Origin of the sequence: Microbacterium galbinum, assembly GCF_023101185.1 — a bacterium.
Taxonomy (GTDB): Bacteria; Actinomycetota; Actinomycetes; order Actinomycetales; family Microbacteriaceae; genus Microbacterium; species Microbacterium galbinum.
The window spans coordinates 1,303,923-1,319,631 of sequence record NZ_CP078077.1; the positions used below are offsets into that span (position 1 = coordinate 1,303,923).

Below are 15,709 nucleotides of genomic sequence, written 5' to 3' on the forward strand. Positions count from 1 at the left end.
CGGCTCAGTTGCCGTAGCTCTCCTCGCCGAGCTCACTGAGGATGCGGTTGAGATCCTGGATCGAAGCGAAATCGATCGTGACCTGGCCTTTGCGCGAACCGAGGGAGATCTTGACCCGCGTGTTGAGGCGATCCCCGAGCTTGCCGGCGACCTCATCGAGGTAGGCGCGGCGCGCTCCCGGCGTCGCCTTCGTCGTCTTGGTGCCACTGCTCCACTGCGTCTTCGCGGCCTCCTCGGTCGCACGCACCGAGAGGTCTTCGTTCACGACCTTGTCGGCGAGGCGCTGCATCGATTCGGGCGTCTCGAGGCTGAGGATCGCGCGAGCGTGGCCCGCGGTCAGCACGCCGGCCGCGACACGCTGCTGCACGGGCACCGGCAGCTTGAGCAGACGGATCGTGTTGCTGATCTGAGGACGGGAACGACCGATGCGCGTCGCGAGTTCCTCCTGCGTGATGCCGAAGTCCTCGAGCAGCTGCTGGTAAGCGGACGCCTCTTCCAGAGGGTTGAGCTCGGAACGGTGGAGGTTCTCGAGCAACGCGTCGCGCAGGAGATCCTCATCGGCGGTCTCGCGCACGATCGCGGGGATGGCGGTGAGGCCGGCCTCCCGAGCGGCGCGCGTGCGCCGCTCCCCCATGATCAGCTCGTAGTCGCCCTCGGAGTTGGTGCGCACGACGACCGGCTGCAGCACGCCGAACTCCCGCACGCTGTGCACCAGCTCGGCGAGATCATCGGCATCGAAGTGGGTGCGCGGCTGGCGCGGGTTGGCGACGATCTTGTTCGGGTCGACCTGCACGAGGTGGATTCCCGGCACGACGGTGAGGTCGACGGCATCCGCATCCTCGGCGGATGCCTCGGCCGTGGTCGTCGACTCCGACGGACGGATGCTCGCGCCGGGGAAGAACACGTCGACCGGACGCTCCGTCTGGTCGGCCGTGGGGATGAGTGCGCCGATTCCGCGGCCCAGACCAGTGCGCTTCGCCATCATTTCTCCTTGCTCTGCGCCGCACGCGACGCGATTTCGACAGCGGCCTCACGGTATGCGATCGCGCCGGCGGACTGACCGTCGTAGGCGATCACCGTCTGGCCGAAGCTCGGGGCCTCCGACACGCGCACCGACCGCGGGATCATCGTCTCGAGCACCTGCTCGGGGAAATGACCGCGCACCTCTTCGGCCACCTGCTGCGCCAGGCGGGTACGGCCGTCGTACATCGTCAACAGGATGGTCGAGAGGTGCAGACCCGGGTTCAGGTGCTTCTGGATCATCTGGATGCTGCCGAGCAGTTGGCTCAGACCCTCCAGCGCGTAGTACTCGCACTGAATGGGAATGAACACCTCGGATGCCGCGGTGAACGCGTTGATCGTGAGGAGACCGAGCGACGGCGGGCAGTCTATGATCACGAAGTCCATCGGCGTGCTCTTGAGGTACTCGTCGAGTGCTGTGCGCAGTCGATGCTCGCGCGCCACCTGCGCCACGAGCTCGATCTCGGCGCCGGCGAGGTGAATCGTGCTCGGCGCGCAGAAGAGGTTCTCGTCCTCGGGGCTCTGCTGAACGATCTCAGCGAGGGGCGTTCCCTCGATCAGGACGTCGTAGATGCTCGCGGTCTCCGCATTGTGCGGGACTCCGAGCGCCGTCGACGCATTTCCCTGCGGATCGAGGTCGATCACGAGGACCTTCGCCCCCAGCCCGGCGAGGGCCGAAGCCACGTTCACCGCGGTCGTGGTCTTACCGACCCCGCCCTTCTGGTTGGAGACCGTCATCACCCGCGTCTCTCCGGAGAACTCCACCTTCGTGGACTCCAGAGCACGACGTCGAGCTGACAGGTCGGCGAGCTCCCGCGCGAGCGGTGTATCCATCCCGAATGATTCACTCGGGGATGCCTTTTCGGACTGTTTCACGTGAAACATCCACTCCTTTCGGGGCCGCGTTCCACTCTAATCGCTTGGACCGACGTCGGAACGCCGAGGGTGCGGTTCCTCGGGCTGTCGAGAGCTGTATCTCGGGTTTCCTCGGCACTCTTCGGGGTGTGGGGGTGCAGTACTCCTTGGGGTGTGGAGGTGCAGTAGTCCTTGGAGGTGTGGAGGTGAAGCGCTCCCTTCGTTCGCAGAACGGGGACCCTCCCGCTTCGCGGGCCCCTCCCGATGCTCACTCCCGGGAGTACTTCACCTCCACACGGCTTCTTTGCGTCAGTCAGTCGAGGTTGGTGTCGGCATCTCTACGACGTTTCACGTGAAACACGGCTACTCGACGGGAGGAGCATCGGTCGCCAGGGGTCCGGCGGAACCACCGCAAACTTCGCGATCTACCGGACTGGCGCCTGTCGGAGTGGGTGCCCTCAATCCTGAGTCGCCCTCATCGACATGCACCTCTTGCAGCTGACGTGCCGGACCTCCGCCCCAAGGTGCGGGTGCGCTCCTCTGGGGCCATAGTTGGGACTCGCTTGGCGGACCAGTCGGTTGGTTGCCTACTGCTCGGAGTCGCACAGGCCCAGTTTTCGCCGCCGCGGCTGCATACACGTTTCACGTGAAACACAGGGGGATGAGTGTTTAGCGGGCCCGCGGTGAGAGACACTCACGGTCCCTGAGCGAGCGAAGCGAAACGAAGGGCCGCCAGCGAGGAACAGTCAGCTACGCTCCCCCGCGCAGTACCTCCGTCGTCACTCTCCATCCCCCGTTCCCCACTCCCCTCTCCCCTCTCCCCTCGCCACGCTCCCCGCTTCTCTCGCCACGTGCTCCGCACTCCTCGCCACGTTCCCCGCGCTCCTCGCCAGTCCCCGGCCACCGTCTCGGCGATGAGGACTCCTATGTTTCACGTGAAACAAGTTCAGATGGGCCCAAGCTGCGGCGCTCCGAGCCTTTGATCATCACCGATTGCTTCCGCCGAACGGAAGTGGGGTACTTCCCCAACCGGCAGCGGTAGCCCGCAACGCGGCGCCCGCCCCACCCCGCCCCGCCCCGTCCCGTCCGCCCGTGCCGTACAGCCGCCCCGCCGCCTCCCGCCGTACCCTTCCCCGCGTCCCCCGCGCCCCCCCCCCCCCCCCCCCCCCCGCCCCCCCCCCCCCCCCCCCCCCCCCCCCCCCCCCCCCCCGGCGTCCCCCGCGTCCCGCTTCGCCTCGCTGCGTCTTGCTTTGAGCGATCCCGCTTCGCGTCATCCCGCTTTGCCTCGCTTCGCATCCCCATGCCTCGTTTCGTGCCAGCTTGCCGCGTTTCGTTCCGGTTCACCGAGCTCTCCTACGGGGGGAGGGGCGGAAGGCGCGAAGTGGCGAAGCGCAATGCGAGGGGAAGCAAGGCGAGGGGAGGCAAGGCGAAGGTCTGAAACGAGCGCCACCGGTCCCCACACCTCCCCCACACTCCGTTCACTGTTCGTCGCTATCCCGGCCGCAACACCACATGTTTCACGTGGAACATCGCCCCAAGAGTCCCGACAACGGCGCAGCGCGCAACGACAGGTGATATGGACTGCAGAGGCAACTAGGTGCGCCAGGGCCTAACGTCGCCCGACCCGCGGGGCGGCGGGCCCCCGGCTCTACTGAGCGAGCGGACCACAAGAAACAATAAGAAGCGAACGAAGTCACAAGCGAAGGGAACACTACCGCTGCGCACCAGCTACCTCGAACCCTCTGATCGGGCTCTCTAACCAGATGTTTCACGTGAAACAGAGCCAGCCGACACCAGCAGCCCCTCAACGCACTCGCCCTCCGCGCGCTGCTGCATCAGATTGAGCGAGCTTAGTGCGCTCCCTCACCTGAGCATCGGCACGAACTCGCGAGGTAGTAACGCCTCAGGCGCTCCTCACACGAGCGAGAAGTACTCGAGAGCCGCAACCCAACCGACCAACCCTGCCGCTCCCGACGTCTTCGCACTGGAGATGACGAGCTTCATCGGGAACGATGTTTCACGTGAAACACAGATATGCAGAGGCCGTCACCGCCCGGTCCCCCCTGCTCGCACAGGCCTACAAGCCACTGTGTGGAGGTGGCGTACTCCCGGGAGTGAGGATCGGGAGGGGCCCGCGAAGCGGGAGGGTCCCCGCTCTGCGAACGAAGGGAGTACGCCGCCTCCACACCCACAAGAAACGCACGAAAGCAGTCACCGGTGTTTCACGTGAAACACCAGAACTACGAGGACTCCACTCCCCCACGAACCATGAAGACGTCCACGGCATCCTCACTCTCGAGCCTGAATCCATGACGCTCGTAGAGACGCCGAGCGGCACTCCCCTGCAGTACGTTCAGGCGGAAGGGGAGCCCGGTGCCATGCTTCTCGAGAAGGTGAGTGAGCACCGCAGTCCCCACACCCTTGCCCTGCACGTTCGGGTCCAGATAGAAGTGCTCGATCCATACGGCATCCGGCTCGTCGCGAACGGCAACAGATCCCACGTCGCGCCCATCGAGGACGATGACCCAGGTGTTCTCCGGCACGAAAGCCCTCAGGAAGCGTTCACGCACCCAGGTCGGGTCGTACCTGTCGAGGCGCTCGAGATCCGGACGCATCACCACGGCGCGCAGCTCGGCTATCCAGGCCGCATCACTCGGCGTGCTCGTGCGCAACGTCCAGTCCATGTCCATACCCTCCCGACCGCGAACACTCTGATCTGAAGCGAATCCGGGCAACGTTTCACGTGAAACATCGTCGACCTCGGGCCAGAGCCCTCCCTCGGCGATGTGATGTTTCACGTGAAACATCGCCGCTCAGGCGCGCACGAAGGCCCGGATCACGCGGGTGATCTCCGGGAGAACGCCCTCACCGAGCACCTCGACCCGCACGTCGCTGAGCTTGTACTTCTTGATCTGCTTCTGCGCGGCGTCGATCTCGTTCGCCGCGTTCATCCCCTTGAGGAGAGTCACCTCTCCACCATCGCGCGCGAGCGGCGCGGTGAGAGGAAGCAGTGTGCGCAGAGCGCTGACGGCACGCGCGGTGACCACGTCGAAGGCGCCGGGTCGGCCCACATCCTCGGCACGAGCGCGCAGGATCTCGACGTTCTCGAGGCCGAGCGCGTCGACCTGCTCGGTCAACCACGTCACGCGTCGTTCCATGGGCTCGATGAGGGTCCAGTGCACATCCGGTCGGGCGATCGCCAGCACCAGCCCCGGAAGTCCCGCTCCAGAGCCGATGTCGGCAACACGGCCGTGGAAGAGAGGTGCCGCGATCGCACTGTTCAGAATGTGACGCGTCCACAGTCGCGGCAGTTCCAATGGGCCGATCAGACCACGCTGCTCTCCCTCACGGGCGAGCGCATCGGTGAAGGCACGCGCGGTGTCGATCCGATCACCGAAGAGCGTGGCCGCAACGGCCGGTTCCGCCTCGAGCCCACTCATGCCGAGTACATCCGACATCGATCGTTCGATGTCAGCGACGGCGCAGAACCGTGTGACGGTCCGCGCCCTCACCGTACGACTCGGAAACGAGTCCGCGTTCCGCCGCGATGTCGTGCACGAGCTTCCGCTCGTAGCTGGACATCGAGGGCAGCGACGCCTGAGACGCACCCTCATCGAGCTTCGCTGCAGCGGCATCCACCAGCGTCTCGAGCTGACGACGACGCGTGTCGCGCGAACCGCCGATGTCGAGGATCAGGCGGGAGAACGAGCCGGTCTTGCTCTGCACGGCGAGGCGCGTGAGCTCCTGCAGCGCCTGAACCGTATCGGGAGCCGACAGGAGGCTGAGCCCGTCGCCCTCCGCCTCGACCGAGACGTACGCACGTCCCTGACGAACATCGAGATTCAGGTCGCCGTCGATGTCGGCGATGTCGAGCAACTCTTCGAGGTAGTCCGCGGCGATGTCGCCCTCGTTCTCGAGCTCGGCCACCGTGGGCTCGACGTTCTCGGTCACGCTCTCGCTCATCAGGAGCCCTTCTTCTTCGCGCGCTTCTTGCCCACCGGCTGCTGACGCTTCGGTGCTTCGGCCTTCGCCTTCTCCGCCTCGTCGAACAGACGCTTCTGCTCGGCCTCGTACGCGGCCATCGGAACGACCTTGCCCGAGGAGTCGATCGCCTTGCCCTTGCGAGCGAGGCGCTCCTCGCGGGCCTTGGCTGCTTCGGATCCGGGGGTCGGCATCTCGCGGATGACGAGGAACTGCTGCCCCATCGTCCACAGGTTCGAGATGAACCAGTACACGACGACGCCGAGCGGGAAGAAGATACCCGAGAAGATGAAGCCCAGCGGCAGAACGTAGAGCATGATCTTCTGCATCTGGTACGCCTGGCCGGTCTTGGCCTCGGGCGACAGGTTCTTCGAGATGATCTGCAGCTGGGTGAAGAACTGCGAACCGATCATCAGCACGACGAGCGTGACCAGGATGATGATCGCCGTGGTGTTGCCGGCGTCGACCGCGTTGCCGAGCGTCTCGTGCAGCGAGGCGACACCGAAGAGCTTCGCGTCGTAGAACTGCTCGGTGAGCTCGGCGTTGAGGAGGCCCACACCGCCGATGCCGGCCGCGTGGTGCTTGGTGACATCGCTGAGCACGCTGAAGAGCGAGAAGAAGACCGGCATCTGCACGAGGAGCGGGAGACAGCTCGACATCGGCGTCGTGCCGTGCTTCTTGTAGAGGGCCATCGTCTCGCGACTCATGGCCTCACGGCTGAGCTGGTCGCGCTTGCCCTTGTACTTCTCCTGGACTTTCCGCAGTTCAGGAGCGATTTCCATCATCTTTCGCTGGCTCTTGATCTGCTTCACGAAGAGCGGGATCAGAGCAGCACGCACCACGATGACGAGACCGACGATCGACAGGACCCAGGTGATGCCCGACGCTGCCGGCAGGCCGACGGCGGTCAGCAGCCAGTGCCAGGCGACGAGCACCAGCTCGACCAGCCACTTGAGCGGCCAGAGGATGGTTCCGATCAGATCGAAACCTCCGGAGGAGGGAGCCGGCGACGGTGAGACGCTGGCGAGCAGAAGGTCGAGACCCACCGGTCAGTCCTTTCGAGCGGGAACGACGAAACCATGGGCGGTCAGGTCGTGGCGGAAGTGTTCGTGCGGTTTCACGTCGTCGACGCCCCCGCGGGTCCAGGGATTGCAACGGAGGATGCGCCATGCCGAGAGCAGTGTTCCCCGCACGGCACCGTGCTGTTGCACCGCACCTACAGCGTAAGCCGAACAGGACGGGTAGTACGCACAGACATCTCCATACATCGGGGAGATCACCTTGCGGTACCCGGTGAGGAACCCGAGCACGAGATTGCGCGGGATCAACGGGATGCTGCGCATCAGATCACCCGTGTGCAGGTGTCCCGTCCCGATGGAGGATGCCGGCAGCGCGGTCATCGCGCGTCCGTCGGTGCGAGTCGGGAGAAGCAGCGCTCGACATCGGCCTGGAGCTCGGCATAGGTCGCGGTCGCGGACGAAGGAAGGGCACGGATGACGACATCCGTGCCCTGGGGTACGCGAGACAGCGCTTCGGCGCACACAGCTTTCAGTCGACGCCGGATGGTGTTTCGAACCACCGCCCCGCCGACCTGCTTGCTGATGATGAAGCCGAAACGCGCGGCCCTGCTCTCATCCGTCGTCATCATCGAGGTGATGACGCGCGCCCCGCCACAGCGTGAACCGCGACGAACGACCAACCGGTAGTCGCTCCCGCGGGTCAGCCGATAGGCGCGGGCGAGCACAGCGGATTACGCGGAGAGCTCGGTGCGGCCCTTCGCACGACGCGCGGCGAGGATGCCACGACCCGCACGGGTACGCATACGGGCGCGGAAGCCGTGCTTCTTGGCGCGACGACGGTTGTTGGGCTGGAAGGTGCGCTTGCTCATAAGATCACTCCGGGAATGCTGCCACCGGATTCACTGCGACCGGAGACAATTTTGGGAACTGCCGAAAAGGCATAAGTCAACCGACTAAGGGTACGTCGCGGCGGCGCACAGAGCAAATCTGCGCGCTTCGCCGCGGTGGATCGGTGAGTACCGCACAGCCATTATCCACAACCTCGAACGCCGGGCGTGGCACAACACGCGCGTTGATTTTCCAGGGCAGGTTGCCGTTCCCGGCTGCGATGACTACCGTTGGCATCCGTAGTTATCCACAGGGGCGACCCGCGTCTCGCAGCCCCTCACCGATCCCCGCCCGGAGCGTCATGTCCTCACCTGCCCAGCCCGACGTCCCGATCTGGACCACGGTGCAGGAGTTGCTTGTCGATGACGATCGGGTCACGCCGCAGCTGCAGGGCTTCCTGAGTCTCGCCGTCCCGGCAGGGGTCATGTCGGCCACCCTCTATCTCGAGGTGCCCAACGACCTCACCGCGGCACAGATCAACAAGCGTCTGCGGCTGCCGATCATGGAGGCCCTCACCCATATCGGTGAAGAGGTCACCTCTTTCCGCGTCGTGGTCAACCACGAGCTCGCCGAGCAGCCCACCGCCCCCATCGCCGTCGCCGACTTCGGGCGACAGGAGAACGTTCGGGTCGAGTCGCCGATGGAGCAGCCCACCCCGCTGCGCCACGAGTCGCGCCTCAACCCCAAGTACACGTTCGACAATTTCGTCATCGGTCAGTCCAACCGTTTCGCGCACGCGGCGGCGGTCGCCGTGGCCGAGGCGCCGGCCAAGGCGTACAACCCCCTCTTCATCTACGGCGACTCGGGGCTGGGCAAGACCCACCTCCTCCACGCGATCGGCGACTACGCACAGTCCCTCTATGCGGGGGTCAAGGTGCGCTACGTCTCGAGCGAGGAGTTCACGAACGACTTCATCAACTCGATCGCGAACAACCGCGGCGCCGCGTTCCAGGCGCGCTACCGCGAGGTCGACATCCTGCTCATCGACGACATCCAGTTCCTGCAGGGTCGCGCCGAGACGCAGGAAGCGTTCTTCCACACCTTCAACACCCTCCACGACCACAACAAGCAGGTCGTGATCACGAGCGATGTCGCACCGAAGCACCTCACCGGCTTCGAGGACCGCATGCGCAGCCGCTTCGAGTGGGGTCTGATCACCGACGTGCAGGCGCCCGACCTCGAGACGCGTATCGCCATCCTGCGCAAGAAGGCGCAGAGCGAGGCCCTCCACATCCCCGACGAGGTGCTCGAGTACATCGCGACCGTGGTGTCGTCGAACATCCGCGAACTCGAGGGCGCACTCATCCGTGTCTCGGCCTTCGCGAGCCTGAACCGCTCGGCGCTCGACATCTCCCTCGCCCAGACAGTGCTGCGAGACATCGTCGACACGGCGGAGGACAACATCATCTCGCCGACCGACATCATCACGGCGACCGCTCAGTACTTCAAGCTCACGGTCGACGACCTCTACGGATCGAGCCGCTCGCAGCAGATCGCGACCGCGCGTCAGATCGCCATGTACCTCTGCCGGGAGCGCACGAGTCTCTCGCTGCCGAAGATCGGTCAACTGTTCGGCAACCGCGACCACACCACGGTGATGTACGCGTACAAGAAGATCAGCGACCTCATGAAAGAGCGTCGCTCCATCTACAACCAGGTGACCGAGATCACCACACAGCTCGGTCGACGCTGACCGCTCGAACCGCAGTCAGCGCCTCGACACGGGGGACACGGCATCCGTTCACGGGTCGTGTCCCCCTTTTTTCGGACTTGACGACGATCCGCGGCATCCGATAAATGCCTCTATGCACATGTGGATAACTTGTGGATGGTTGTGAATCACATCGGGATGAATGAGGTCCGAAGACCCAAACCTGTGGATAACTTGGGGGGACCGATCGGACGGTCGGATGCCTCGAACCCGCGGTTTCCTCAGGGATTCCACAACTGACAAGCGTGTAGTTCCCTACTCGCGACTACTATCCACCGAGTTATCCACAGTATCCACAGCTGTTAACACCGTTAAGGAGTTAACCCGGTTAAGGCGCGATCCGATCACCAGACGGTGGGGAGAACCACCCCGAACGACAGATTCCCGTCGGCGTAGGGATCCGAAGGACTGTGGGGCTAGCATGGGAAGCCCTGCGGTGGGCTCACCTCGCAGCAGTACCGACGACACCGTCCTAGATCGACGACAAGGGAGCACCCGTGAGGTTTCAGGTCAACCGCGATGTCTTCAGCGAGGCAGTGTCGTTCGTCGTCAAGCTGCTGCCGCAGCGCAACCCGCAGCCGATCCTCGCCGGAGTGCTGATCGAGGCGGACGGTTCAGGTCTGACCCTCTCGGCCTTCGACTACGAGGCATCCGCCCGCACCACGATCGAGGCCACCGTCGACACCCCCGGCACGATCCTCGTGCACGGCCGTCTGCTCTCCGACATCGCCAGCCGTCTGCCGAACGCTCCGATCGAGATCGCGGTCGAGGAAGACGGCGGCATCACGGTCACCTGCGGATCCGCCCGATTCACCCTCGCGGCCATGCCCGTCGAGGAGTACCCGTCGATCCCCGAGGTCGCCGGCTCCTCCGGTGTCGTCCCGGCCGACGACTTCGGCACGGCGATCGCCCAGGTCGGCTTCGCCGCTTCGCGTGACGACGTCACCCCGGTTCTCACGGGTGTGCAGCTCGAGGTATCGGGCCAGAGTCTGAGTCTCGTCGCGACCGACCGCTACCGCGTATCGCTCCGAGACGTGCCGTGGGACGGCGAATCCGCTGCGGATCAGACCGCACTCGTCCCCGCCCGCACGCTCGTCGAGGTTGGAAAGACCTTCGGTCACGCCGGAACCATCCAGATCGCGTTCTCGGGTGCCGGCGATCGCGAGATCATCGCGTTCACCGCGGGGAACAAGACCGTGACCTCGTTGCTGATCAAGGGCAACTTCCCGCCCGTGCGCCGCCTGTTCCCCGAGCAGACCGACCACTACGCGGTCGTCAACACCGCCGACCTCATCGAGGCCGTGCGTCGTGTCGCCCTCGTGCTCGATCGCGCGGCTCCGCTGCGGTTCACGTTCTCCAGCGACAGCGTGACGATGGATGCCTCGGGCAGCGAGCACGCTCGCGCCTCCGAGTCGGTCGACGCGATCCTCTCCGGTGGCGAAGAGGTCGTGCTCGGCCTCAACCCCCAGTACCTGATCGAGGCGCTCGGTGCCGTGAAGAGCGAGTTCGTGCGCGTCACGTTCACCTCGAGCGACAACGCCAACAAGCTCAGCCCCGTGCTGATCACGAGCCAGACCTCGGTCGACCAGGCGGGTCTCGACTCGTTCAAGTACCTCCTGCAGCCGAACCTCCTGCTGCGCTGAGCCCCCTGCGCTGAGCCCCGGATCCGGCCGTTACGCGCCGGAAACCGCAGCGCTCAGAATGCGAAACACCCGACTGCGAGAGTCAGCCGTACCCCCTGAGCACGGCTGCTCCGCGTAGCCGTGCAGCCGAGCTCGTCTCTCCAGACGAAAGACGCTCCGCATGCCCGAGATCCCCCCTGCCCGATTCCGCCGGTTGCGAGCGCTCGCATCCGGCGTCGCATTCACGGCCGCGACTCTGCTCGCGTTCGGTGCGACATCACCCGCCTCGGCCGTGGTCGTGCCCGACTCGTACGAAACCGCCACCTTGACCGCCGCTCCGACGTCGGTGTCCGTCGGTGACACGATCACCGTCAGCGCGGTGTTCACCGGTCTGGTCGACGCCTACGCGTACGAGCTCGACATCGCCTACGACCCCGACCTGCTCGCGTTCGTCGCGGACAGCGAGATCCTCCCGACCGGCGGCTTCGGATCGGCGACCGACTCGGGCAGTGAGATCGCGGTCGCCGCGACCCGGCTCGGCACCTCCCCCGGTCTGACCGGCACGCAGACCCTGGTCACACTCACCTTCACCGCACTCGAGGCGGGCGACGCCTCGCTCGACATCGCGAACGGACGCATCGTCGACTCGAGCACCGCATCGTCGACGGTCGATTCCGATGCGCCGGGCACGTCGACGACGGTGGAGATCACCGCCGATGAGGACACCGAGCCGGGGCCCGGTGACGGAGGCTCCGATGGTGGCTCCGATGGCGGCGATCCCGACACCGGATCGGGTTCGGATTCGGGCTCGGGTTCCGGATCGGGCACGACGACGGACGGCTCGCTCGCCGTCACGGGCGCGGATGCCGCACCCTGGCTGATCCTCGGTGCGGGAGCCATCGCCGCCATCGCGGCGGGCACCGTCATCGCCGTTCGACGGAGGACCCGATGACCGCGCACGACACCCGAGCAGAGAAGCCGAGAACCAGGAGAGACACCACTGTGAAGAAGACCACACTGCGGATCGTCGCCGCCGTCTCGGTCGTGGGTTCCACGATCGTCGCGGCGGGGATGGCGAGCGGAGCAGCGACGGCGGCGGCACCGGCCACCGTCAGCCTCCCCCCGTACTACAGCGAGCTCGACGTGACCGGTGACGAGATGGTGACGGCCGCGGATCTGTCCGTCGCCGCCGAATCCCTCGGTCTCACGGAGTCGTCGCCGGACTGGTCCCGAGTTGCCGTTTTCGATACCGATGCCGACGGCGAGCTCACGATCCTCGATCTCGCCGATCTCTCGCAGCGGATCATCTACGACGACGGTCCCTTCGAGCTCGTCGAAGCATCCGTGATCGACATGCAGGCCGCGATGAATGCGGGAGTCGCGACCTCCCAGAGCATCACCCAGGAATACCTCGACCGGATCGCCGCGTACGACCGCACGGTCGTGCCCGGCGGAAGCCGTCCGCTCAACTCGATCATCACGGTGAACCAGAAGGCCCTCGCGGATGCGGCTGCGGCCGACGAGATCCGTGCATCCGACGGCATGACGAGCATGCTGCTGGGCGTGCCGATCGCGCTGAAGGACAACTACGACACGGTCGACATGGTCACCACCGGTGGATGCGCCTGCTGGAACGAGAACCAGACCGCGACCGACGCGTCGATGGTCAGCGGACTCCGCAGCGACGGCGCCGTGATCCTCGCGAAGGCCAGCCTCGACGAGTTCGCCTACGGATTCGTCTCGGAGTTCTCCTCGTTCCAGGAGCCGGGAGCGACGTCACTCGTGGCGAGCCCGTACGACACCACCCGGACGGCCGGCGGATCCAGCGGTGGCACGGGAGCCGCGATCTCCGCGAACCTCGCGGGCATCGGCTTCGGCACCGACACGGGCGGGTCGATCCGTGTCCCGTCGTCGTACAACCAGCTCGTGGGTGTCCGCCCCACGGTGGGTCTGGCCAGCCGCGACGGCATCATCCCGCTGGCCCTCTCGCAGGACACCGGTGGGCCGATGGCTCGTTCCGTCATCGATGCCGCCGTCGCTCTCGACGCGGTGGTGGGAGTCGATGACGCCGATCCCGTCACCGCACGACAGGAGGGCCTCGTGCCCGAGTCGTACACCTCGTTCCTCGACGCGGATGCGCTCCAGGGCGCGCGGATCGGCTATGTCTCGTCGATGGTGGGAACCAACGCCGGCACCGTGCGGCTCTTCTCCGAGGCGACCGCAGCGCTGACCGCGCAGGGCGCGACCGTGGTGCCGATCACTCCTCCGTCCGGGTTCTCCGCCGTTCTGAACGAGGGCTCCGGGTCGACGAACGAGTTCGTCCACGATCTCGATGAGTACATCGCCACGCATCTCGGCCCCGATGTCGAGGCGCGCACTCTCACCGACATCCTCGCGACGAACAGCTTCGTCACCTCCCGGCGGTCGATCTACGTGGCGCGCAATGCGGTCACGGACGCGACCTACGAGGGCTGGGCGGGCGAGACCGGTACGCACACCGTGCAGCTCGCGGCCGGCAAGACGCTCGTGACGCAGATGATGGAGGATCTCGACCTCGACGCGATCGTCTATCCGAGCACGAACGCCTACGGGACCCAGGGGACCAACATGCGGCTGAGCCCGAACACCGGGATGCCGTCGGTCACCGTGCCGATGGGGCAGACGATCGCGGGTGAGACGCTGCCCGGCAGCGGCGTGAACCTCGAGTTCCTCGGACGCGACTTCGACGAGGGAACCCTCCTCGGTCTGGCGTACGCGTTCGAGCAGGCGACGGATGCCCGCACGGCGCCGTCGCTCTACGGCCCGCTGCCGTGATCCACGACCGGCGACTGCTCTAACAGCTCGGGCAGTCGCCGGTTCGGCTCCGCCGGGGAAGATGTCGGACCCCGAAGGTAGGCTGACTCCGTGATCGTGGAGCATCTGAGTCTGGTGGATTTCCGCAATTACGCGACCGCCGAACTCGCTCTGCACCGCGGACCGAACGTCCTGGTCGGCCGGAACGGGCAGGGAAAGACGAATCTCGCCGAAGCCGTGGTCTTCCTCGCCACCCTGGGCTCGCACCGGGTCTCGTCCGACGCCCCCATGGTGCGCGACGGACAGGAGTTCGCGATCATCCGCGCGCGACTCTCGCACGGGGAGCGCAAGGTGCTCGCCGAAGTCCAGGTGAATCGACAGGGCTCGAACAAGGCGCGCATCAACGGCTCCCCGTCGAAGACCAACGAGCTGCCGCGTTACGCGCACGTCGTGCTCTTCGCCCCGGAGGATCTTCAGATCGTGCGTGGCGACCCGTCGTCGCGCCGCCGTTTCGTCGACCAGTTGCTCATCCAGCGCACGCCTCGCCTCGCCGCCGTGCTCGCGGACTACGACCGTGTGCTCAAGCAGCGCAACGCGCTGCTGAAGTCGGCCCGGGCCCGCGGCATCCGGGGTGAGGGACTGAGCACTCTCGACGTCTGGGACGACAAGCTGGTCGCACTCGGCTCCGAGATCATCGTCGCGCGCCAGCGCCTGGCCAACGACCTGCAGCAGCCGGTCGCCGATGCGTACGCCGCGATCGCGGGTGCCGATCATCGACCCCAGCTCGAGTGGGCGCTGTCGATCCGCGGCGGGGACCCCGAAGAAGACGAAGACACAGCCACCGCGCCCGAGGATGCCGTGACGCCGGCAGCCGTCGCCGAGCAGTTCCGCGCGTCGCTCGCGTCGAAGCGCTCGAACGAGCTCGATCGGGGTCTGACGCTGACGGGTCCGCATCGAGACGATCTGGTGCTGCGCGTCCGCTCGCTCCCGGTGAAGGGCTACGCCTCGCACGGCGAATCCTGGTCCGTCGCGCTCGCGCTGCGTCTCGCCTCGGCCGAGCTCCTGCGCAGCGAATCCCCGGCCGGCGACCCGGTGCTGATCCTCGACGACGTCTTCGCCGAGCTCGACGCCGATCGTCGTCAGCGGCTCGCTGCGCTCACCGCGGGCTACGAGCAGGTGGTGGTGACCGCGGCCGTGGAGGAGGATATCCCCGAGGTGCTGCATGCGCACGTCGTGCGGATCACCGCGGGAACCATCAGCGACGAGCGGTCGGGGGGCGACGAATGAACGACATCGTGAATCCGGCATCCGTTCCGGCATCCGAGACCTCCGCCCCCGAAGCGCCCGAGACGGTGGCGACCTATCTGCGTCTGCGGGGACTCAAGCCCAGCGCCAAGAACTGGCGCAAGAAGAAGCGCGTCTCGATCGACGACGAGAACGCCCCGTTCGCTCCCGGCCGCGACCCCGGTGCCCTCGGTGCCGTGCTCGACAAGCTCAGCCGCGACTCCGGTTGGCAGATCACGCTCGCCCGGGAGGACCTCGTGCGTCAGTGGGCCGATCTCGCCGGCGCCGACACCGCGAAGCACTCGGAACCGGTCTCGCTCGAACGCGGGCTGCTAACGGTGAAGTGCGATTCCACCGCGTGGGCGAAGAACCTGCAGTACATGCGGGCGACCATCCTCACCGAGATCGGACGACGGTATCCGGATGCCGGCGTCGAGAACCTCCGCTTCATCGGACCGGACGTCCCCTCCTGGAAATGGGGTCCCAGAGTCGTTCCAGGGCGGGGCCCGCGCGATACCTACGGGTAGGGCACCATG

14 protein-coding genes and 1 pseudogene are annotated in these 15,709 nt (G+C 66.1%); 6 read left to right on the forward strand and 9 right to left on the reverse strand.

All coding sequences use genetic code 11. The annotated features are described in order from the left end of the window. Positions 1-4: 4 nt before the first annotated feature. From KV396_RS06500 to rpmH, 9 genes are all read right to left on the reverse strand, one after another. Positions 5-982, reverse strand: coding sequence for a ParB/RepB/Spo0J family partition protein (locus KV396_RS06500; RefSeq protein WP_247957256.1), 978 nt, complete (start codon positions 980-982; stop codon positions 5-7). Further along, the gene (locus KV396_RS06505; protein WP_247624058.1) at positions 982-1,905 is read right to left on the reverse strand and encodes a ParA family protein; all 924 of its coding nucleotides are present in this window, start codon (positions 1,903-1,905) and stop codon (positions 982-984) included. Before KV396_RS06505 ends, KV396_RS06500 begins: the two co-directional genes overlap by 1 nt. A gap of 2,210 nt (positions 1,906-4,115) precedes the next feature. Then, complete coding sequence (locus KV396_RS06510) at positions 4,116-4,673, reverse strand: GNAT family N-acetyltransferase (protein ID WP_247957257.1); 558 nt, start codon at positions 4,671-4,673, stop codon at positions 4,116-4,118. 15 nt (positions 4,674-4,688) lie between these two features. Then, on the reverse strand, positions 4,689-5,315 hold the full coding sequence (rsmG, locus tag KV396_RS06515; RefSeq protein WP_247634013.1) for a 16S rRNA (guanine(527)-N(7))-methyltransferase RsmG: 627 nt from the start codon (positions 5,313-5,315) through the stop codon (positions 4,689-4,691). A 31-nt stretch (positions 5,316-5,346) separates the two neighbouring features. Further along, positions 5,347-5,838, reverse strand: coding sequence for a Jag family protein (locus KV396_RS06520; RefSeq protein ID WP_247633419.1), 492 nt, complete (start codon positions 5,836-5,838; stop codon positions 5,347-5,349). Beyond that, the gene (gene yidC / locus KV396_RS06525) at positions 5,838-6,902 is read right to left on the reverse strand and encodes a membrane protein insertase YidC (RefSeq protein ID WP_247624056.1); all 1,065 of its coding nucleotides are present in this window, start codon (positions 6,900-6,902) and stop codon (positions 5,838-5,840) included. The genes KV396_RS06520 and yidC overlap by 1 nt, the downstream gene beginning before the upstream one ends. 3 nt (positions 6,903-6,905) lie before the next feature. Then, complete coding sequence (gene yidD / locus KV396_RS06530) at positions 6,906-7,256, reverse strand: membrane protein insertion efficiency factor YidD (protein WP_247624055.1); 351 nt, start codon at positions 7,254-7,256, stop codon at positions 6,906-6,908. Next, entirely contained in the window at positions 7,253-7,600 is a 348-nt protein-coding gene (rnpA, locus tag KV396_RS06535; RefSeq protein ID WP_247957258.1) for a ribonuclease P protein component, read from the reverse strand. Before rnpA ends, yidD begins: the two co-directional genes overlap by 4 nt. 6 nt (positions 7,601-7,606) lie before the next feature. Then, on the reverse strand, positions 7,607-7,744 hold the full coding sequence (gene rpmH / locus KV396_RS06540) for a 50S ribosomal protein L34 (RefSeq protein WP_013584598.1): 138 nt from the start codon (positions 7,742-7,744) through the stop codon (positions 7,607-7,609). 437 nt (positions 7,745-8,181) lie between these two features. Between rpmH and dnaA the strand changes: the two are divergent. The 6 genes and pseudogenes from dnaA to KV396_RS06570 form a co-directional block, all read left to right on the forward strand. Further along, positions 8,182-9,456: pseudogene (gene dnaA, locus KV396_RS06545) on the forward strand (chromosomal replication initiator protein DnaA); the annotation flags it as partial. Positions 9,457-9,971: 515 nt separating this feature from the next. After that, positions 9,972-11,117 carry a DNA polymerase III subunit beta gene (dnaN, locus tag KV396_RS06550; protein ID WP_247633416.1) on the forward strand — a complete coding sequence of 382 codons (1,146 nt, stop codon included), beginning with the start codon at positions 9,972-9,974 and terminating at the stop codon, positions 11,115-11,117. Positions 11,118-11,277: 160 nt separating this feature from the next. Beyond that, the gene (locus KV396_RS06555; protein ID WP_247957259.1) at positions 11,278-12,048 is read left to right on the forward strand and encodes a cohesin domain-containing protein; all 771 of its coding nucleotides are present in this window, start codon (positions 11,278-11,280) and stop codon (positions 12,046-12,048) included. 50 nt (positions 12,049-12,098) lie between these two features. Continuing rightward, positions 12,099-13,910, forward strand: coding sequence for an amidase family protein (locus KV396_RS06560; protein ID WP_247957260.1), 1,812 nt, complete (start codon positions 12,099-12,101; stop codon positions 13,908-13,910). A 90-nt stretch (positions 13,911-14,000) separates the two neighbouring features. After that, positions 14,001-15,176 carry a DNA replication/repair protein RecF gene (gene recF, locus KV396_RS06565; protein WP_247957261.1) on the forward strand — a complete coding sequence of 392 codons (1,176 nt, stop codon included), beginning with the start codon at positions 14,001-14,003 and terminating at the stop codon, positions 15,174-15,176. Then, the gene (locus KV396_RS06570) at positions 15,173-15,700 is read left to right on the forward strand and encodes a DUF721 domain-containing protein (RefSeq protein ID WP_247633412.1); all 528 of its coding nucleotides are present in this window, start codon (positions 15,173-15,175) and stop codon (positions 15,698-15,700) included. Before recF ends, KV396_RS06570 begins: the two co-directional genes overlap by 4 nt. The last annotated feature ends 9 nt before the right edge of the window (positions 15,701-15,709 follow it).

Excerpts from the sequence above, each read along its gene's own strand:
- KV396_RS06520 (WP_247633419.1), bottom strand. The coding sequence starts at position 5,838 with ATGAGCGAGAGCGTGACCGAGAACGTCGAGCCCACGGTGGCCGAGCTC.
- KV396_RS06500 (WP_247957256.1), bottom strand. The coding sequence starts at position 982 with ATGGCGAAGCGCACTGGTCTGGGCCGCGGAATCGGCGCACTCATCCCC.
- rsmG (WP_247634013.1), bottom strand. The coding sequence starts at position 5,315 with ATGAGTGGGCTCGAGGCGGAACCGGCCGTTGCGGCCACGCTCTTCGGT.
- KV396_RS06570 (WP_247633412.1), top strand. The coding sequence starts at position 15,173 with ATGAACGACATCGTGAATCCGGCATCCGTTCCGGCATCCGAGACCTCC.
- KV396_RS06555 (WP_247957259.1), top strand. The coding sequence starts at position 11,278 with ATGCCCGAGATCCCCCCTGCCCGATTCCGCCGGTTGCGAGCGCTCGCA.
- rpmH (WP_013584598.1), bottom strand. The coding sequence starts at position 7,744 with ATGAGCAAGCGCACCTTCCAGCCCAACAACCGTCGTCGCGCCAAGAAG.
- yidD (WP_247624055.1), bottom strand. The coding sequence starts at position 7,256 with ATGACCGCGCTGCCGGCATCCTCCATCGGGACGGGACACCTGCACACG.
- KV396_RS06505 (WP_247624058.1), bottom strand. The coding sequence starts at position 1,905 with ATGTTTCACGTGAAACAGTCCGAAAAGGCATCCCCGAGTGAATCATTC.